The organism is Streptomyces sp. NPDC048389 (assembly GCF_040706335.1).
GTDB lineage: Bacteria > Actinomycetota > Actinomycetes > Streptomycetales > Streptomycetaceae > Streptomyces.
The window spans coordinates 132,809-148,171 of sequence record NZ_JBEZKP010000007.1; the positions used below are offsets into that span (position 1 = coordinate 132,809).

The 15,363-nt window shown below is 71.9% G+C and carries 28 protein-coding genes and 1 tRNA gene; 27 read left to right on the top strand and 2 right to left on the bottom strand.

All coding sequences use genetic code 11. The features are described 5' to 3' along the window. Window positions 1–159: 159 nt before the first annotated feature. Window positions 160–236, top strand: a tRNA-Ile gene (locus AB0903_RS07960). A gap of 422 nt (window positions 237–658) precedes the next feature. Here the strand turns inward: AB0903_RS07960 and AB0903_RS07965 are convergent. Continuing rightward, window positions 659–1,486, bottom strand: a complete 828-nt coding sequence (locus tag AB0903_RS07965; RefSeq protein WP_366700118.1) for a hypothetical protein — start codon at window positions 1,484–1,486, stop codon at window positions 659–661. Window positions 1,487–1,604: 118 nt separating this feature from the next. After that, window positions 1,605–1,991: a hypothetical protein gene (locus AB0903_RS07970; RefSeq protein WP_366700120.1), complete on the bottom strand. Its 387-nt coding sequence runs from the start codon at window positions 1,989–1,991 to the stop codon at window positions 1,605–1,607. A gap of 260 nt (window positions 1,992–2,251) precedes the next feature. Between AB0903_RS07970 and AB0903_RS07975 the strand changes: the two genes are divergently transcribed. The 26 genes from AB0903_RS07975 (at window position 2,252) to AB0903_RS08100 (ending at window position 15,349) form a co-directional block, all read left to right on the top strand. Further along, complete coding sequence (locus AB0903_RS07975; RefSeq protein ID WP_366700122.1) at window positions 2,252–2,602, top strand: helix-turn-helix transcriptional regulator; 351 nt, start codon at window positions 2,252–2,254, stop codon at window positions 2,600–2,602. Between the two features lie 86 nt (window positions 2,603–2,688). Continuing rightward, a complete protein-coding gene (locus AB0903_RS07980; protein ID WP_366700124.1) occupies window positions 2,689–3,003 on the top strand; it encodes a hypothetical protein in 315 nt (104 codons plus the stop codon). Continuing rightward, window positions 3,000–3,203, top strand: coding sequence for a hypothetical protein (locus AB0903_RS07985; protein ID WP_366700126.1), 204 nt, complete (start codon window positions 3,000–3,002; stop codon window positions 3,201–3,203). The genes AB0903_RS07980 and AB0903_RS07985 overlap by 4 nt, the downstream gene beginning before the upstream one ends. Next, window positions 3,203–3,997: a hypothetical protein gene (locus tag AB0903_RS07990; RefSeq protein WP_366700128.1), complete on the top strand. Its 795-nt coding sequence runs from the start codon at window positions 3,203–3,205 to the stop codon at window positions 3,995–3,997. The genes AB0903_RS07985 and AB0903_RS07990 overlap by 1 nt, the downstream gene beginning before the upstream one ends. Beyond that, window positions 3,994–5,058 (top strand): lambda-exonuclease family protein, encoded by a 1,065-nt coding sequence (locus AB0903_RS07995; protein ID WP_366700130.1) that lies wholly within the window; start codon window positions 3,994–3,996, stop codon window positions 5,056–5,058. The genes AB0903_RS07990 and AB0903_RS07995 overlap by 4 nt, the downstream gene beginning before the upstream one ends. A 1-nt stretch (window position 5,059) precedes the next feature. Then, window positions 5,060–6,043: a recombinase RecT gene (locus AB0903_RS08000; RefSeq protein WP_366700132.1), complete on the top strand. Its 984-nt coding sequence runs from the start codon at window positions 5,060–5,062 to the stop codon at window positions 6,041–6,043. A gap of 105 nt (window positions 6,044–6,148) precedes the next feature. Further along, window positions 6,149–6,874: an exonuclease domain-containing protein gene (locus AB0903_RS08005; RefSeq protein WP_366700134.1), complete on the top strand. Its 726-nt coding sequence runs from the start codon at window positions 6,149–6,151 to the stop codon at window positions 6,872–6,874. Then, on the top strand, window positions 6,871–7,176 hold the full coding sequence (locus tag AB0903_RS08010; protein WP_366700136.1) for a hypothetical protein: 306 nt from the start codon (window positions 6,871–6,873) through the stop codon (window positions 7,174–7,176). The genes AB0903_RS08005 and AB0903_RS08010 overlap by 4 nt, the downstream gene beginning before the upstream one ends. Continuing rightward, complete coding sequence (locus tag AB0903_RS08015) at window positions 7,169–7,426, top strand: hypothetical protein (protein WP_366700138.1); 258 nt, start codon at window positions 7,169–7,171, stop codon at window positions 7,424–7,426. Before AB0903_RS08010 ends, AB0903_RS08015 begins: the two co-directional genes overlap by 8 nt. A 2-nt stretch (window positions 7,427–7,428) precedes the next feature. Further along, window positions 7,429–8,193: a hypothetical protein gene (locus AB0903_RS08020; protein ID WP_366700140.1), complete on the top strand. Its 765-nt coding sequence runs from the start codon at window positions 7,429–7,431 to the stop codon at window positions 8,191–8,193. After that, window positions 8,193–8,762 (top strand): RusA family crossover junction endodeoxyribonuclease, encoded by a 570-nt coding sequence (locus AB0903_RS08025; RefSeq protein WP_366700141.1) that lies wholly within the window; start codon window positions 8,193–8,195, stop codon window positions 8,760–8,762. Before AB0903_RS08020 ends, AB0903_RS08025 begins: the two co-directional genes overlap by 1 nt. Then, window positions 8,759–9,445: a hypothetical protein gene (locus AB0903_RS08030; protein ID WP_366700142.1), complete on the top strand. Its 687-nt coding sequence runs from the start codon at window positions 8,759–8,761 to the stop codon at window positions 9,443–9,445. The genes AB0903_RS08025 and AB0903_RS08030 overlap by 4 nt, the downstream gene beginning before the upstream one ends. Then, window positions 9,432–9,752, top strand: coding sequence for a hypothetical protein (locus AB0903_RS08035; protein WP_366700144.1), 321 nt, complete (start codon window positions 9,432–9,434; stop codon window positions 9,750–9,752). The genes AB0903_RS08030 and AB0903_RS08035 overlap by 14 nt, the downstream gene beginning before the upstream one ends. Then, window positions 9,752–10,120 (top strand): WhiB family transcriptional regulator, encoded by a 369-nt coding sequence (locus AB0903_RS08040; protein ID WP_366700146.1) that lies wholly within the window; start codon window positions 9,752–9,754, stop codon window positions 10,118–10,120. The genes AB0903_RS08035 and AB0903_RS08040 overlap by 1 nt, the downstream gene beginning before the upstream one ends. Then, window positions 10,089–10,319: a hypothetical protein gene (locus AB0903_RS08045; protein ID WP_366700148.1), complete on the top strand. Its 231-nt coding sequence runs from the start codon at window positions 10,089–10,091 to the stop codon at window positions 10,317–10,319. The genes AB0903_RS08040 and AB0903_RS08045 overlap by 32 nt, the downstream gene beginning before the upstream one ends. Window positions 10,320–10,341: 22 nt before the next feature. Continuing rightward, window positions 10,342–10,653 (top strand): hypothetical protein, encoded by a 312-nt coding sequence (locus AB0903_RS08050; RefSeq protein WP_366700150.1) that lies wholly within the window; start codon window positions 10,342–10,344, stop codon window positions 10,651–10,653. Continuing rightward, complete coding sequence (locus tag AB0903_RS08055) at window positions 10,653–10,832, top strand: hypothetical protein (protein WP_366700152.1); 180 nt, start codon at window positions 10,653–10,655, stop codon at window positions 10,830–10,832. Before AB0903_RS08050 ends, AB0903_RS08055 begins: the two co-directional genes overlap by 1 nt. Further along, on the top strand, window positions 10,829–11,257 hold the full coding sequence (locus tag AB0903_RS08060; protein WP_366700154.1) for a hypothetical protein: 429 nt from the start codon (window positions 10,829–10,831) through the stop codon (window positions 11,255–11,257). Before AB0903_RS08055 ends, AB0903_RS08060 begins: the two co-directional genes overlap by 4 nt. A gap of 2 nt (window positions 11,258–11,259) precedes the next feature. Next, entirely contained in the window at window positions 11,260–11,472 is a 213-nt protein-coding gene (locus AB0903_RS08065; protein WP_366700156.1) for a helix-turn-helix domain-containing protein, read from the top strand. 106 nt (window positions 11,473–11,578) lie between these two features. After that, the gene (locus tag AB0903_RS08070) at window positions 11,579–12,067 is read left to right on the top strand and encodes a hypothetical protein (protein ID WP_366700158.1); all 489 of its coding nucleotides are present in this window, start codon (window positions 11,579–11,581) and stop codon (window positions 12,065–12,067) included. Between the two features lie 129 nt (window positions 12,068–12,196). After that, the gene (locus AB0903_RS08075; protein ID WP_366700160.1) at window positions 12,197–13,207 is read left to right on the top strand and encodes a helix-turn-helix domain-containing protein; all 1,011 of its coding nucleotides are present in this window, start codon (window positions 12,197–12,199) and stop codon (window positions 13,205–13,207) included. Continuing rightward, the gene (locus tag AB0903_RS08080; protein WP_366700162.1) at window positions 13,204–13,644 is read left to right on the top strand and encodes a hypothetical protein; all 441 of its coding nucleotides are present in this window, start codon (window positions 13,204–13,206) and stop codon (window positions 13,642–13,644) included. Before AB0903_RS08075 ends, AB0903_RS08080 begins: the two co-directional genes overlap by 4 nt. Then, a complete protein-coding gene (locus tag AB0903_RS08085; protein ID WP_366700164.1) occupies window positions 13,641–13,844 on the top strand; it encodes a hypothetical protein in 204 nt (67 codons plus the stop codon). The genes AB0903_RS08080 and AB0903_RS08085 overlap by 4 nt, the downstream gene beginning before the upstream one ends. Beyond that, entirely contained in the window at window positions 13,844–14,731 is an 888-nt protein-coding gene (locus AB0903_RS08090; protein ID WP_366700166.1) for a hypothetical protein, read from the top strand. Before AB0903_RS08085 ends, AB0903_RS08090 begins: the two co-directional genes overlap by 1 nt. A 28-nt stretch (window positions 14,732–14,759) precedes the next feature. Beyond that, window positions 14,760–15,176 carry a hypothetical protein gene (locus AB0903_RS08095; protein ID WP_366700168.1) on the top strand — a complete coding sequence of 139 codons (417 nt, stop codon included), beginning with the start codon at window positions 14,760–14,762 and terminating at the stop codon, window positions 15,174–15,176. Window positions 15,177–15,193: 17 nt separating this feature from the next. Continuing rightward, complete coding sequence (locus tag AB0903_RS08100; RefSeq protein ID WP_366700170.1) at window positions 15,194–15,349, top strand: hypothetical protein; 156 nt, start codon at window positions 15,194–15,196, stop codon at window positions 15,347–15,349. The last annotated feature ends 14 nt before the right edge of the window (window positions 15,350–15,363 follow it).

A 15,363-nucleotide genomic window follows, 5' to 3' on the forward strand; every position in this document is an offset into this window, starting at 1 on the left:
GGTTCGTGTGACTTTCATGTGTTCTGCGCTATACCCGGAACCGTGCAGACGGCAGTGCAGTCCTCATGGTCGGATGTGGTCGGCCATGCGGAGCAGGAGATCGTATGACCGGCTATGCTGCGGCAGACGGCGCGCACAAATGTGCGCGACGCGCCGTTAGGGGCGGTAGCTCAGCCGGTTAGAGCAGCGGACTCATAATCCGTCGGCCGTGGGTTCGAGTCCCACCCGCCCCACCACGACACGCCGCAGGTTCACCCGTTTGACCTGGGCATACAGGTAGGCCCCCGCTTTGGTGGGGGCCTTTCTTTTTGCTCCAAGATCGTTAGCTCGCCCAATGCTCGCCCGAAGCGTCGGAGGGGTTCATTGGCCCTTCCTCGAACGGCGGGTTCGCACACGGTCGGGATTCAGCGGGGCGGAGGCTTCTGGAGCGGGTGGCTCGCGGGAGCATGTGGCCCCCTGTGCCGTACGCCACGCATGGGGGATGTTCGGCCCATCGGCTGGCGTAGGCCGGGGCGGTCGCGACACCTGGGGGCCGGGATGGAAGAGGGGCCCCGGTCGGCGTTCGGGGCCCCTCAGTTTGATCTATGGCAGCCGAGCTGGGCTGTCCCTAATGGGGGTGGGGCGTGTGCTTCCACGGTCATCACGTCCCGGGGGTCGGTTAGCCGGCGGCGAGGCAGAGGCCGAGCTTAGGCAAACCGAGGACGCAGAGGTTGGCGTCGGTGGACGGTAGCGGGGGAGAGGGTTTCGGGGTGGGGGCGGCGGTGATCGGGGGCTGTGATGGAGTCGGGGTTGTGGTGCCCGGAAGGTCCGGCGCCGGCGTGTGGCCTGGCGCCGGTGTCACGCGCGGGGCCGGCGTCGTGCTCGGCGCCGAGGTGCTCGCGCTCGTGCTGTCGCTGCCCCGCCTGGTGCCGTCATTCGCCAGCCTTTCCTCCTGGAGGAGGGGCAAAGCGCCGGCCTCGTTGTGGGTCGCGGTGTGGCGAGCCGCGTTGCTCGCCTCAATCTCGACGACTGCGGCCCCTTCACGCTCACCCGGCTCCTTGCTCCCGCCGGGGCTGATTTCCGTCGCGGTCGTGCGCGGCCTCTGGGCGGTGGTCGCACCTGAACTGTCTCCGGAGGCCACTACGAGGACGGCTACGGCGGTACCCGCTACGGCAACGGTCGTAGCTGCCGCTGTTGCAGTGAGACGTCGGTGGTCGTTCCAGGCGGAGTGGCACCGGTCGCCGATGGATGCGAGGGCGGAGGCCACCCCTCCTCCGCAGAGGAGGGTGAGGTGGCCCTTTCGGCGCACGCAACCCTCTTCCTGACCCTCGCCGTCCACGTCGACCGTGGGGTCAAGGTGAGCCTGTGTCAGGGCGGCGATCTTCTGCGCGGTGAGTTCGGCACGCAGTTCGTTGATGAGCTTGGTGTGTTTCATGTGGGACCGGTAAAGGAGGTAGATCGCGAAGACCGCAGCCCCGAGAACTCCGGCTATCAACACATCTGTCACATGCGCCCCCTAAGTTCAGGTTCTACCTGTCCAGGGGAAGCATCATGTACCTGTCACCGGCATATTTCCACCAAGCGGAACAACAGGTGAACTCACCGTAACGATCCTGTGACATCTGTCAACTAGCGCGACGGCCCTGACCGTTCGTTCGGTCGGTCGAACGGGGGAACTCTCCGCGACCGATGCGACGCAGTACCTCGTCCTGCGCCTCCGGCGGAAGGGTGGCCAAGAGGGTGGCGATGGCGTCGATGGTCGGGTCGCTCGCGTAACTGCTCGTCGCCGCCGACGGCTTGCGCATCTTCGCGAGCTCCTGAGCGGCATCCTCGCGGCCGGCCTCGGTGAGCTCCTCGGCGCTCACGCCAACGACTTGGGCCATTCGGGCAAGCGTCTCGGCCGGAGCTCGGACGGGGACGAAGGCGCCGCTGACCGACTGGTAGCCGCTGACGATCTGGCGCCAGCGTGCATCGCTCAGGCCCGCTTGGCTGGCTGCCTTGCGAGCGGACATGCGGGTTCTCTTGAGCGCCTCTGCGATGAGCGCGGCCTCAAGCGGTGGGGCAGGTCGCGAACTCGAATTCATGCGGGCAGCTTCGCACGACTACGCGCTAGTGCGCTACTTCCCCCCAGGTGCATGGCGCATTTGTGCCCCAGGAGCGCGTAATTCCGCGCGGAGCGCGCACTACCGCGCACATCGCGTAACTGCGCGCCCTACGCACTTTCCTCAGTAGTTCCTTGCACTACGCGCTACTACGCGCTAGCGTCTAGATCATGAACGACCCGCGCAAGCGGCGCCGTAAGGGCGCCCCTTTCCACCATGAGCCGGAGGCCGTGACGTACGCCCGTGAAAAGGCGGGCCTCACGAAGCGGGCCCTGGCTCTCGCGTGCGGAATCAGCGAGCAGCTCATGGGCGACATCGAGGCGGGCCGGCGCAACGCCACCCCCGAAAACCTGCTCAAGTTCGCGTCCGCGCTCAACTGCCCCGTGGTCGTCCTGGAGGCGAAGCGCGTATGTGCCCCCAGCGTGGTGGCCAGTGAGGGTGATGAGGGGGGTGAGGCCCCCAACTCCGCGCCGAACATGGCGACTTCTGATTCCCCGTCCGGGGATTCTCGCGCCGCGTAAGAGCGGCGGACGGGGCCGACCGGACCGTGCCGGGTCCGACCAGCCCCGCCAACCCAGTCACCTCAACCCCAGTGAATCGAGGGACCGTGACCGCACACTCTAATCCCCAGGCCAGTGCCGCTACCGCACTGAGTCAGCTCCTTACGGAGCACCCCAGCGTCGACGGATTGACGTGGACGATCAGCACGCTCGGAGTCCTCCAGGGCGAGCTGCACGCCACCGAGGGCGACGGCCAGATCGTGGACGACTGCGCGCGCATCCTCGGCGGCACCGCCGCCCACACCACCCTCACCCGCGACGGTGACCGACTCGGCCTGGCCCAGCTCACCACCACCTGGCGCGACGTGCCGGTGCTCGTGTGGTCGAGCTACCCCGAGGCTCCGGCCGGGGGTGCCCTGTGAGCACCCTCCTCCTGGCCGCCATGGTCGCGTGCTTCGTCCTGCTGGTGGCCGCCGTGATCGCTCACCGCGCCTCCACCGCCGCCCCGGAGACGGAGCACACGGCGGAGGACTGCCGGCACTGCGCCGCGCTGCGCCACCCGTCCCAGCTCCCCGCCCGCACTGCCCTGTCCACCATCCCGTGTTCGAGGGAGGGCCAGTGATGCGCGGATCAACGCACCGAGCCGCGACCGACCACGCCGCCGTGGCCGCCGCTGCGCGCGCCGAGCGCGGTACGTGGATGCTCGCCGGCCTCTACCCCAGCAGCATGACCGCCAAGAGCGTCGCCAAGCACATCGCGCGGGGCAGCGAGAAGTACCCGGCCTATCTGCCCGGGGGGTTCGAGGCGTACGCCGCCCGGTCCGGCGAAGACGAGGCCCTGTGGATCCGGTACGTCGCCGGCGACCCGCCCGTACCGCCCCTGCCGGACCGCATGACGGTCCGCGTGTGCGACCGGGGCGACGGCCGGGCGTACGTGGGGGTGTTCATCGTCACCGTGACGATCTCCACCCTGTGCCCCGTCTGCGGCGGGCCCCGGGGCTGGGACCGCGTCCGGCCGCACCGCTTCTGCGAGGACGGCGAGTGGCTGTCCGTCGATAAGTGGGACAACCCCTGCGGCCACCTGGACACCTACGCCGCCGTGCTGCGGGAGTCCCGGGAACGGCAGCTGCCCCCGCCCCCGCCGCTGATCGAACCGGTGCGGGACGACGAGGAGCTGTCCGAGCCGGTGGCCCTGATCGTCCAGGCCGCCGCCGAGCGGCGCGGGATGCACGCGGCACAGGCCGCGCTCCTGCTGGAGCAGCACGGGCACACCACGGACGCCGATGCCGTCCGCGCCGAGATCAAGGCGAGCCGCGGCCACATGTCGGCCAAGCAGGCCGCGACCTTCCTGCGCGACCGCGACCGGCGCGCGCTCCCCAACTCCACCGACAGCACGAGCACGAGGACCCACGCGTGACCATCACCACCACTGAGCGGACCGGGGCCCCGGCCCCGGCCGCCGGTCGGCCCGACGCGCCGACCGCCCGCCTGCTGCTCCCCACCGACGTCCCCCGGTCCGAGTGGCTGGCCGTCCGCCGCTCCGGGATCGGCGGCTCGGACGTGGCCGCGATCCTCGGCCTGGACAAGTACCGGGGCCCACGGCACGTGTTCGAGGCCAAGCACGGCCGGGACACCGAGGCCGACAACGAGGCGATGGAGTTCGGCCGGGAGCTGGAGGACGTCATCGCCCGGTCCTTCTCCCGCCGGGCGAACGTCCCGATCCTCACCCCGCCCGGCACCCTCGTCCACAACGAGCGCGCGTGGATGCTCGCCAACGTCGACCGCTACGCCCTGGACGAGACCGGCGCCGTGGTGGCCCCGGTCGAGTGCAAGAACAGGTCGGAGTACCAGGCCGACGACTGGGAGGAGGGCGTCCCCGACTCCCCGGCGATCCAGGCCCATTGGTACATGGCCGTGGGCGGCTGGGACTACGCCTGGGTCGCGGCCCTCATCGGCGGTAACCGGCTGCGCTACCACCGGCTGGAGCGTGACGAGGAGCTGATCGGCTACCTCACCGAGCACTGCGGCACCTGGTACCAGAAGCACGTCGTGGAGGGGTTCCCCCCGCCGGCCGATGGCCTGGAAGCCACGAAGGAGCTGCTGGGTCGCCTGTGGACCGCGAAGGCCGACGACATCGTGGACGTCGAGCTGGACCGCGCCCGTGCGCTGCGGAACCAGCGGGCCCGACTGCGCGAGCAGATCAAGGCCCTGGAGACGGAGCTGACCACCGTCGAGAACGAGATGCGGCTGGTGAACGAGGCCGCCGAGATCGCGAAGTGCGGCAACGCCGTGGCCTGGTCCTGGAAGCAGAACGGTTCGTTCAGCTCCAAGCGGTTCCGCGAGGCGCACCCGGAGTTGGCCGCCGAGCTCACGCGCATGGTCGAGGAGCTGGACACGGACCGGCTCAAGGCCGAACACCCCGACCTCTACACCGAGTTCCGTGCCCGCGTGCTGCGCGTGCCGTCGAAGGAGCTGTGACATGACGACCAGCCTCAAGGACCGCGTCAAGGCCGCCACCGAGCGCGGCACCGGGCCGGGTGGCCCGGCTCTGGCGGGGGAGCACGAGCGGACGCCGGATGGCCAGGGCGAGGACCAGGCCGCCGGTCACGAGCAGGACGCCACGGAGGGCGTCATGGAGTGGCTGCGCCGGTATGAGGACCACTTCAACGAGGCCCTGCCCTCCCACCTGGAGACCGGCCCGTTCTTCGCCGCCGTGCGCGCGGTCCTGCCGTCGCTGACCCGGTGCACCCCGGCGTCCAAGCTCCAGGCCCTGCTGACCTGTGCGCGGTTCGGCCTGATCCCGGACGGTCAGCAGGCCGTCATCACCGCGTCCGGGAACGTGGCCACGTTCATCCCGACCTACCGGGGTTACGTCGAGCTGATGTACCGGTCCGGCCGGGTGGAGTCGGTCCACGTGCTGATGATCCACGAGAACGAGGAGTGGAGCTACGAGCCCAGCGCGCCGTTCCCGCTGGACTTCACGCACAAGCCGCGGCCGGACCTCTCGAAGGCCGAGCGCGGGCGGCCCGTCCTTGCCTACGCGTTCTGCCGGATGACGGGTGGCGGCCGGTCTCAGGTGGTCCTGCTCAACCGGGAGGACGCCGAGGAGATCCGTGACGAGTACAGCGAGGCGTACCGGCGCGCGGAGGAGTCCGGGGCGCGTGACTCCTTCTGGCACCTCCGCTTCGACGACATGTGGTTGAAGTCGGCGATCCGGCGTCTGGAGAAGGTCGTGCCCACATCGGCGGACCTGCGCGCGCTCGGGGCCGCCGAGGACGCCGGCGACGCCGGACAACTCCAGATCCTCCACGCCCCGGACGCCGAGACGGCCGCGCTGGTCGCGGAGGCGGAGCGGGCGCACCGCGCCGCCGAGGCATCCCAGGACACCACCGCCCGGCCGCTGCCGGTCAAGGGCAAGCGGGGGCGGTCCAAGCCCAAGAAGAACCGGGGTGGGCGCCGGTGACACCGGCCCCCCTGCCCCACCCCGTGGGGACCCGTCACGGCCGCCTGGTCGTGACGGGCCCCCCGGGGCCCGGAGGCACCCCCTCTACACCTCGGAAGGATCGGCATGAGCTGGCACAGGAAGCCGTATTGCGGCTTCGATCTTGAGACTTCCGGGGTCGACCCGGAGACCGACCGCATCGTGACCGCCTCGGTCGTCCGCTACGGCGGCGGCCAGCCCACCACCGGACAATCGTGGCTGACTGACCCGGGCGTCGAGATCCCCGTCGGAGCGACCGCACTTCACGGCATCACGACGGAGTACGCCCGCTCTGCGGGCCGCCCGGCCCCTGAGGTCATCGCGGAGATCACCGACGCCCTGGCCGAGGCGGCAGACGCCGGCCTGCCCATCGTGGCCATGAACGCCCAGTTCGACCTGACCATGCTTGACCGCGAGGCGCGACGCCACGGCGTGACGCCCCTGTTCGACCGCGCGGTCCCGTGCGTCCTCGACCCGCGCGTCCTGGACAAGAAGGTCGACCGTTTCCGCAAGGGTGGCCGGACCCTGACCGACCTGTGCCGGCACTACGTGGTCTCGCTCGATGAGGCGCACACGGCGGAGGCCGACGCGGTCGCGGCCTGTGCGGTGACGTGGAAGCTCGCCAACCGGCACCGGTGGCTCACCCGCCTGGACCTGGGCGACCTCCACGAGCAACAAGTCCACTGGGCGCGCGAGCAGGCCGAAGGGCTCCGGGAGTACTTCGCCCGGACCGACGGCAAGCAGGAGTGGGCCTCCTCCGTACGGCTGGAATGGCCGCTCATCCCGGCCGCGCTGACGGAGGTGCGGTCATGAGCCGTATGTCCCGCCGCGCCGCGCGGCAGGTAGCTGCCGCCGAGGCCGCCACCCAGGCGTGCCAGGCCGAGAACGAGCGGCTCCGCGCCGAGAAGACCGCATTGAGCCGTGAGGCCGAGGCACTGCGCGTCCAGCTCCGCGAAACCTCCCGCCTGCTGTACCTCGCCGAGGGCGCCCGGCTCAGCCTGGACCGGCAGATCCGCGCTGAGCACCGCTCGCTGGACTACCTGTGCCGCGAGGCCGTCGACCGTGCCGGGACGCTCGCCCCGGTGCCGGCGAAAGGCGGTGCCTCCGGTGAGTGACCCCTACCTGATCGGCGTGAGCGTCACGGCGTGCAGTGCCGGGCTGGTGGCGGCGGCGGCGTACATCGTCGCCCCGCTCGTCCAGAGCTGGCGCCGCACCCGCCGCTTCGCCCTGGCCCTCCCTGCCAACGCCGAGGCCTGCGAGTTCCACCCCTGCCCCAACGAGCGCCGCACCCGGCCCCACGCCGTCCACGCCGACGGCTCCCGGAGCTGCTGGCACTGCGGGCACAACTCCCCTGGAGACCAGTGACCATGACCACCGAGACGTTCGGGCCGGAGTACGTCCGCCCGGCCGAGAAGGACTGTCCCAACTGCGACTGCTGTACGGCCCGTCTGTGCGAGAAGGGCGCGACGTCCATCCTGGAGTGCTTCGGCCACACCGCCACCGATGACACCCGGGAGACTGTCGCCGGCTGCCCTTGCTCGTCGGAGGAGACGAACGGCACGGCCGCGTGGCGGGCCGGCAAGATGCGCGCGACGATGCGGGCCGAACTCAAGCCGCTCCCGGTCGACGTGGAGGCGGCGCTGCGCTGCGTCGCGGCCGGCGAGTCGGTCGCCGAGCATGCCGAGCAGATGACTCCGCTGGGGCTGCTCCGCTACGTCGCGTTCGTCGACTCCCGCCCGGTCATCACCGAGCTCGGGGCCACGTACCTGGCGGCCCGGCGCGAGCCGAGGTTCACCACCCCTGTTGAGGTGGAGTTGGTCGACGTGACCGCCCGCACGGCGCGGGTGATCGTCGTCGGGTGGAGCCTGACGGAGCCGGCGACCGTGCTCCTGGACCAACTCATCAGTGCAACCGGCCTGAAGGCCGAGGAGCTGCCGGGCAAGTTCCTGGAGGCCAACGCCAACTGCTACACCGAGCACGCCGACGACCTGGTGCTGACGAACATCAGCCTCGCGCCGCCGCTGCCGTCGTCCTGGGCGGCCGGGGACATCCCCCTGGTCCAGGACGAGCAGGCCGCGGCCGACCAGCCGGTGGGGCGCGTGGACGGCGCCCCGTCGGGCGGTGAGGCCTGATGGAGACGGTTCCCCTCTTCGAAGTTGCCGCGCCGGCCCCGGCCCTTGTGGTCGAGGACGAGGCGCCCGAGTCGCCGGCGCCCGCGTTCGAGGTGGCTGTGCGCGGCCTGCCTGGGCCCCAGGGCAGTAAGCGGCACGTCGGCGGTGGTCGCATGATCGAGTCGTCCGCGAAGGTCAAGCCGTGGCGCGAGGCTGTGGTGTGGGCAGCGGTCGCGGCCCGGCAGAAGGTCACGGGCTTCACGAAGCTCGACGGGCCGCTCGCGGTCGACATGGTGTTCTGCTTCGACCGGCCGAAGGGACACATGGGAACGGGCCGGAACGCCGGCCTCGTGCGCCCGTCGGCGCCGCTGCGCCCGGACGTCACCCCTGACCTGTCCAAGCTGGTGCGGGCTACCGAGGACGCGCTGACGACCTCCGGGGTGTACCGGGACGACGCGCTGATCGTGGAGTACCGGCAGCTCGGGAAGTTCTACACCACCGACCACGGCCTGGTGCCGGGCGTCCTCGACGGCCCCGGCTGCACCATCCGCCTCTGGCGCATCGAGCGGCCGAAGGCGGTGGAGACGTGATCACCACCGAGGACATCGCCGCCGCCCTGGACGGCACCGACCGTTCCAATCTCGACGTCGCGCGCACCCTCGGCGTCGGCCCGGCGCGCGTGCGCCGAGTCCGGGCCGCGGCCGGACTACCGCCGTACCAGCGCGGTCGTCGGCGCTCGTGCGAGACGTGGCAGGAGGCGTTCGAGGCCCGCACGGTGGCCGTCGACGGGGGCCACCTCCAGTGGACCGGGCCCCTGTCCGAGCACGGCACGCCACTGCTGCGCCTCGGGGTGGAGGCAGAGACCGCGTACCGGTACGCCTTCCGGATCCACCACGGCCGCGAAGCCCAGGGCAAGACCAACCCGACCTGTGGCTTCCCCCGGTGCGTGGCCGGTGGCCACCTCGAGGACCGCGTCATCCGTGAGGAACGGCGCGCCGAGGAGGAGCGGCGCCGGCCGAAGGGCCGGGGACTGCTGGACCCGCCCGCAGGGGCGACCTGGCACCGGGACGTGGACCTCATCGCCGTGGAGCGGGTGATGCGCGGGGCGCAGCCGCTGCCGGTGCTCAACGAGGCCGAGCAGCGGTACGCCGTGGTGGTCATGACCCGGGATGCCGACCTGGGGGCGGAGGAGATCGGGGAGCGGCTCGGAATCGCGGCGCGCACGGTCGTCCGGTGGCGCGACGAGGCGGGGCTGAGTGATGGACGCCCTTGACCTCCTGGCGGCCCTGGGTGTGGTCATCACGGTCGTGTCCACGGCGCCCACGTGGGGTCCGGTCCTGGCCGTCCTGGTCGCGGTCGCCGTGTGGTGGCGGCTGCGGCCGACCGGTCGTCACCGGGACGGCTGGCCCTCCCTGCGGACAACGGTCCGGACAGGTGTCCGTGCGGTTGTCCGTCACCTCGCGGACACCGGTCCGGAGCCGGTCGGCAGCGACGCGCTGACGTACGCGGACACGGGTCTGGACGTGTCCTTCGAGTGCTGTCCGGCGGTGTCCGGACACGACGAGGAGGGAGAGCGCTGATGCCTCGTCCGACCCACTACGGACCGAAGAGGTTCCCGGACAACCTGGCGCGCCCGGCGCACTGGGATCAGCGGGCGGCCTGCCGGGAGGAGAACCCCGTCATCTTCTTCCCGGAGGGCAGCGAGTCCGACGTCCTCGCCATGACGGCCCTGGCCAAGGAGATCTGCCACCGGTGCCCGGTCTCCGGGAACTGCCAGATCGACTCCCTGGAGCGGCGCGAGCCGTACGGGGTGTGGGGCGGGCTGGACGAGCACGAGCGGCGCGACGTCCTGCGACGGGCCGCCGAGCAGGCCGCCGCCCGGCACAAGGAAGAGGCCGCGGCCAGGGAGGCAGCCGATGCCCGCGCGCCGGCCACGGCAGCGGCCTGACCTGCCGCCCGGCGGGCTCCTGGACTGGAGCGATTCCCGGCACTGGGCCCAGCAGGCCCGACCGTGCCGGTACTGCGACCAGCCGACCAACCTCCGCGACTCCAGCAGGAAGCCCGCGCACAAGACGTGCGCCGAGGACGCGATCCGCCAGCAGATCCAGGACGCGGCTGCGGCCTACGAGAACGAACGACTGATCTGAACCACCTGAGAACGGAGTCCTTGTGGCGATCACTGAGAACGAGATCCGCATCCGGTTCGCGGCGCCGGCGACCGACGAGGCCCGGACGGCGATAAAGGCCCGACTGGCCACGGCTGCCCAGGAGTTGGCCCTCCTCGTCCACGAGCTGGTGCCGGGCTCCCGCGAGGAGTCTGAAGCGATCTCGGCCGTGGAGCTCGCCCTGTGGTGGGCCCAGGCCGGCGTTGACCGCCGCTACGTGCCCCGGGCCAAGCCGCTCGCCCCGGCCGACGCGGAGGCCGCGTGCCTGGCAGCCATGGCCGAGGCGGACATTGCGTCCGCACCCGGGCGGCTGTGATGGCACTCCTCGTGACCGGGCTCGGGCCCGGCGACGTCGCGGAGGCAGTGGAGTGCCTGCACCAGTGCGCGGACCGTGCCACGGACCCGGAGTTGGCGGAGTACCGGCGCCACCTGGCCGACCTCCTGGGCGACGCCCTCGACCGCCTGCCCACGCAGGCCGTGGAGGTGGCGGCGTGATCGGCCCCGCTGCCCTCGTGCCCCTCGTGGAGGACGTCCTGCGGCACGTGTTCGCCGGCGACCTCGATCAGGCCGCGGCCGTCCTGGACCACGTCGCGGACGTCGGGGACGCGGCCGACATGTACGGCCTGTGCATCGCCGTCGCGGAGACCGGCCAGAGCGCGCTGCCGGCCCACCCTTCGGGGGCCGCGACTCTGGTGCGCGCGCTGCTGGCCGCGTCCTCGGCGCCGGCCGACCCGCACCGGCTGTTCGCCGCCCGGTTCCTGGCCGCGTACGGCCGTGACGACCGGGAGATGACCACCGCCCTGTTCCACGCCGCCGTCACGGCCGGCGCCCAGGCGCGCACGGAGTCGGTGTGTGCCCTGCTCGCCCTCGTCTCCGGCCTCCACCGCCGCCCCACCGGCCCCTGCACCGAAGGAACTTGACCATGTCCAGCACCACCCCCCGCCTGTCCACCAGCTACCGGCCCCGGCTCCGGGACGAGGACCGTGCCCGCGTGACGCGCGAGCTCGCGGAGGCCTACGAGACCGGTGCCTCGATCCGGGCCCTGGCCGCGGAGGCGGACCTGTCCTACGGCACCGCGCGGACGCTGCTGCTGGAGGGCGGCGTGAAGCTGCGCGGGCGCGGCGGAGCCCGCTGACCTGCCCGGACACCTGTCCGCCGGGTGTCCGGACACCCCTGTCCCCTCTCGGCCCCGGGTGCGGTCGTGCGCCCGGGGTCCTTCGTCCCACAGCCGGAGTTTCCCCATGATCTCAACCAGCGGCCCCCAGCCGGACGTTCGCTACTTCCACGGCGGTGTGCCCGGCCTGAATCCGGGCGACATCATCGCCCCGCACCCGCCCAACCGCGTGGACGGCTGCCCGATCTGCGCGGCGAAGGCTGCCGGCGACCAGCCCGTCGTGCCCGGCCTGGGCAACGTGGACCCGCTGACCGAGCGGCCGGACCGGGTCTACATCACCACGGACCGGGAGTACGGCCGGTTCTACGCCTCGAAGTACTGGCTCGGGGATCTGTACGTGGTCGAGCCCATGGGGGAGGTCGAGGAGTCCGCAGAGGACTTCTTTCCCACCTGGTGCGCGGAGGCGGCCGTCGTCGTCTCCGTGGTCTCCCGCGCGGTGCGCCTGAGCGACAAGCAGCGGCGGACCCTGTCCCGGCGGTGGCTGGAGCTGGAGAACGCGAAGCGGCGGGAGCGCCTCGGCATTGCGCCCCGGGGTGAGGGCAGCGACGGCGCGTAATCCATCCTAGTGTTGCAACTTGACCATGCAATGCAAGGATGCAACATTAGGCATCGAAACGGCGGGCGGGTGGACACCGCACCGGACCGCCGTCGACTGCCCTGACCAGGAACGACGAAGAGAGCGCGCATGGCCAGCACGAGCACTGACCGCGTGCAGACCGTCCGTAACGCATGGATCAACCGCCTACGTGACGAGGTACTGCGCTCGCAGCGTGCCGAGGTAGCGAAGTGCGCCCGAGTCGGCGTGTGGATCGCGACGTACGCGGACGCCGACGGATCAAGCGCCTTCCCCTCGAACGACACGCTGGCAGCCCTGGCCGGCTGCACCGACGAGACGGTGACCCGGGCCGTGAAGGTCCTCATCGCCGTAGGGCTGCTGGTTCGCCGGCGCCGCCCCAACAGGTCGTCCATCTTCCAACTGATGCTGCCCCCGGGGCGCCTGGACTGGAACACCCACCTCCACCTCTACACCGACACCCGCCAAGCCCGGCGGAAGAAGGCGGAGAAGGCCCGGGAGATCGAGGAGCGGAACCCGTCGCAGGACGGTGTCCGGAACCCGTTCCAGGAGGGGGGTCCGGAACCCGTTCCCGCCGGGGGTTCCGACGAATCCGGAAACCGTTCTGGAACGGGTACGGACACCGTTCCGCGACGGGTTCCGGAACCCGTTCCCGCCGGGGGGGACCATTACCCCCCTACCTACGGTAGGGACCCAGACACCCACCACGACACGGTTGCTGTTGAACCTCAGCCACAGGAGCGCGTGGGCGCGCGAGGCGGCAAAGACGGAGTTTCCCCGGAGGAGGAGAAGCCGTGGGGGACGTGCGCGAACGCGGAGTGCGGGGTGCGGCTGCTGCGCGCCACCAGCGGCCTGTGCCACGGGTGCCAGAAGAAGGCTGAGGGCACCCAGCAAGATCCCCAGGCGCCGGTGCAGGGCGTTTTCCTGACGCAGATGCCCTCCGGTCCCACCGGAGATGCCGCAGCCCCGCACACGGGCACGCAGCCGCTCAAGATCCCGACGCAGGACCCGGCCGCCCCGCTGCGGGTGTGCGCCTGTGGACGACAGCACCGCGCGCACAAGCCGACCGACCGCTGCCCTGACTGCCTGTGGGCCCAGCACGCCCAGGCGGTGGGCCGATGAACCGCACCCCGCTGCCCGCCCTCGTGACCGCGCTGCGCACCCTCGGCAGCTACGGCGACCGCCTGTCGCCGGCGGACGCCACCCCGGAGCAACTGGCCGTGGTAGCCCAGGCAGTCGAGGAGGCCCGGCGCCTGGTCGCCGCCGCCCACCGACTGCCCTCGACCTCCGACTGCCCCGACCACCCGCACGGGCCGCTGGACCCGACGGACGGCCTGTGCCTCCTGTGCCGCGGCCGCCGTCACCGCGCCGCCGCCGCCCGGCCCGCGAACACGCCCCTGGCCGACGTCGCCCGCACCCTCGCCGACCACGGCGAGACGGAAGCCGTACGCCGCCACGGTGCCCGCGACGTCGCCCGCGCCCAGGCCGCCGCCGGCCGCGGCACCCACAAGTACCCGCCCAACACCCGCCGCCCGTACGACGAGGAACTGAGCCGATGACCCACGACCTCACCCCCGGGCGCCTGGAGGAGATCCAGGCCCTCGCCCGGCAGCTCACCGCCCCCGGCGACGCCAACCCGGCCCCGCTGCTGGCCTCCTGCCGCACCGCCCTGGTGGAACTGCTGGCCGAGCGCACCGCCCTGGTCAAGGCCAACGCTGAGGCCGCCGAGGAACTGGCCACCTGGACGGGGGCCCTGTGATGCCCGGACGCCCGCTCGACCCGCACCCCCAGGAGCAGCAGATCCGCACCCTGCTGGACGAGGGCCTGACAAACACCGCCGTCGCCCGCCGCCTGTACGTGGGCGTGCGCGCCGTCGCCAGCATCCGCGACAAGCACGGCATCCCGCAGGTGCCCCGCTCCGCGTACCGCCGACAGCCCCACCCGAAGCACAGGGAGATCCTGGCCCTGCTGGACGACGGCTACCGCGACGCGGAGATCCGGCGCCGGACCGGCGCGGACGTCGGCACCATCGCCCGCGCCCGCCGCGAGGGAGGGTTCGGCCGGCCCACCGTCACCACCCGCAAGCCCCGCCAGCACCCGAAGGACGCCGAGATCCGGGCGCGGCTGCGCCACGCGAGCAACCACCAGATCTCCGAGGAGCTGGGAGTCGACCGGGCCGCCGTACGTCGCATCCGACGCGAGGCCGGCATCGCGTACGTGCCGCCGAGGTTCGCCACGGCGGAGGAGAAGTGGGCCAGCCTCGTCCGCGAGGTCGACGGCGGCCACCTGGAGTGGCTCGGGGAGCGGGCCGGCCGCAGCAGTACCCCCGTCATGCGCTTCCGCGAGAGGTCCGCGAGCCCGGCCGGGATCGCGTTCAAGAAGCGCACCGGCCGCGACCCCGTCGGGCAGGTCCGTGCGGAATGCGACTACCCGCACTGCGTCGCCCCGGCCCACGTGGACGACGAACCCGGTCGTCGGCGACTGCGCGAGCAACTGCGCGCGATCAAGGGCGTGCCCGCCCCGGGCGAGACCTGTCGCCACGGCCACGACCAGGCCGAGCACGGCCGGCTGGAACAGGACGGCACCGCCTACTGCGGTGCGTGCAAGCGCGACCAGAAGCGCGCGGCCCGCGCCAACACCCCCTGACCCGCCCTCACCCGACCTGGAGACCCGCATGGCCCTGATCACCCGCGACGAGGGAACCGGACTGCGCCGCGGCTTCATCCGGTACCCGGACGGCTCGCCGCCCGAGCTGGACGGCTGCCGCTGGTGCGGCACCCCGCACGAGACGCACGGACTGCGCTGGAGCGACGCCGCGAACTGGCACCAGTGGGCCCGCCCCACCCACGCCCAGGTGGAAGCCCGCACCCGCGCCCACATCGCCCACGACATCCCGCGCCCCGCCCTCCCGGCCGGCGCCGCGCCCTCGCTCCTGGAGGCCGCGATCGGCGCGTTCCAGGCCACCAACGACCACATCCGCGACGGGTGCACCACGTGCACCCCGGCCGCCCTGCTGCCGGACATGTGCCCGGAGGGCCAGCGCCTCGCGCTCGCCGCCGTCCACGTCCTGGCCACCGACCCCACCGACTGACCCGAAAGGCAAAGCCCGTGAACCGCTTCACCCTGGGGCTCCTCCTGGGAGGCCTCTCCGGAGGCATCACCTACGTCCTCACCGCCGACACCACGCCCGCTGTCGTCGTCGGTGCGATCGCCGCCGTCCTCACCTGGCTCGGCCTGGCCACCTTCCTCCTCGCCGACGACTGACAGTGAGGATGTGA

What these genes read in the sequence shown, in the direction of transcription:
- AB0903_RS08070 (WP_366700158.1), top strand. Translation starts at nt 11,579, where the DNA reads ATGATCTCAACCAGCGGCCCCCAGCCGGACGTTCGCTACTTCCACGGC.
- AB0903_RS08020 (WP_366700140.1), top strand. Translation starts at nt 7,429, where the DNA reads ATGACCACCGAGACGTTCGGGCCGGAGTACGTCCGCCCGGCCGAGAAG.
- AB0903_RS08075 (WP_366700160.1), top strand. Translation starts at nt 12,197, where the DNA reads ATGGCCAGCACGAGCACTGACCGCGTGCAGACCGTCCGTAACGCATGG.
- AB0903_RS08005 (WP_366700134.1), top strand. Translation starts at nt 6,149, where the DNA reads ATGAGCTGGCACAGGAAGCCGTATTGCGGCTTCGATCTTGAGACTTCC.
- AB0903_RS08035 (WP_366700144.1), top strand. Translation starts at nt 9,432, where the DNA reads ATGGACGCCCTTGACCTCCTGGCGGCCCTGGGTGTGGTCATCACGGTC.
- AB0903_RS08045 (WP_366700148.1), top strand. Translation starts at nt 10,089, where the DNA reads ATGCCCGCGCGCCGGCCACGGCAGCGGCCTGACCTGCCGCCCGGCGGG.
- AB0903_RS08040 (WP_366700146.1), top strand. Translation starts at nt 9,752, where the DNA reads ATGCCTCGTCCGACCCACTACGGACCGAAGAGGTTCCCGGACAACCTG.
- AB0903_RS07990 (WP_366700128.1), top strand. Translation starts at nt 3,203, where the DNA reads ATGCGCGGATCAACGCACCGAGCCGCGACCGACCACGCCGCCGTGGCC.
- AB0903_RS07975 (WP_366700122.1), top strand. Translation starts at nt 2,252, where the DNA reads ATGAACGACCCGCGCAAGCGGCGCCGTAAGGGCGCCCCTTTCCACCAT.
- AB0903_RS08025 (WP_366700141.1), top strand. Translation starts at nt 8,193, where the DNA reads ATGGAGACGGTTCCCCTCTTCGAAGTTGCCGCGCCGGCCCCGGCCCTT.
- AB0903_RS08055 (WP_366700152.1), top strand. Translation starts at nt 10,653, where the DNA reads ATGGCACTCCTCGTGACCGGGCTCGGGCCCGGCGACGTCGCGGAGGCA.
- AB0903_RS07970 (WP_366700120.1), bottom strand. Translation starts at nt 1,991, where the DNA reads ATGTCCGCTCGCAAGGCAGCCAGCCAAGCGGGCCTGAGCGATGCACGC.
- AB0903_RS08010 (WP_366700136.1), top strand. Translation starts at nt 6,871, where the DNA reads ATGAGCCGTATGTCCCGCCGCGCCGCGCGGCAGGTAGCTGCCGCCGAG.
- AB0903_RS08095 (WP_366700168.1), top strand. Translation starts at nt 14,760, where the DNA reads ATGGCCCTGATCACCCGCGACGAGGGAACCGGACTGCGCCGCGGCTTC.
- AB0903_RS08065 (WP_366700156.1), top strand. Translation starts at nt 11,260, where the DNA reads ATGTCCAGCACCACCCCCCGCCTGTCCACCAGCTACCGGCCCCGGCTC.
- AB0903_RS08085 (WP_366700164.1), top strand. Translation starts at nt 13,641, where the DNA reads ATGACCCACGACCTCACCCCCGGGCGCCTGGAGGAGATCCAGGCCCTC.
- AB0903_RS08090 (WP_366700166.1), top strand. Translation starts at nt 13,844, where the DNA reads ATGCCCGGACGCCCGCTCGACCCGCACCCCCAGGAGCAGCAGATCCGC.
- AB0903_RS08000 (WP_366700132.1), top strand. Translation starts at nt 5,060, where the DNA reads ATGACGACCAGCCTCAAGGACCGCGTCAAGGCCGCCACCGAGCGCGGC.
- AB0903_RS08080 (WP_366700162.1), top strand. Translation starts at nt 13,204, where the DNA reads ATGAACCGCACCCCGCTGCCCGCCCTCGTGACCGCGCTGCGCACCCTC.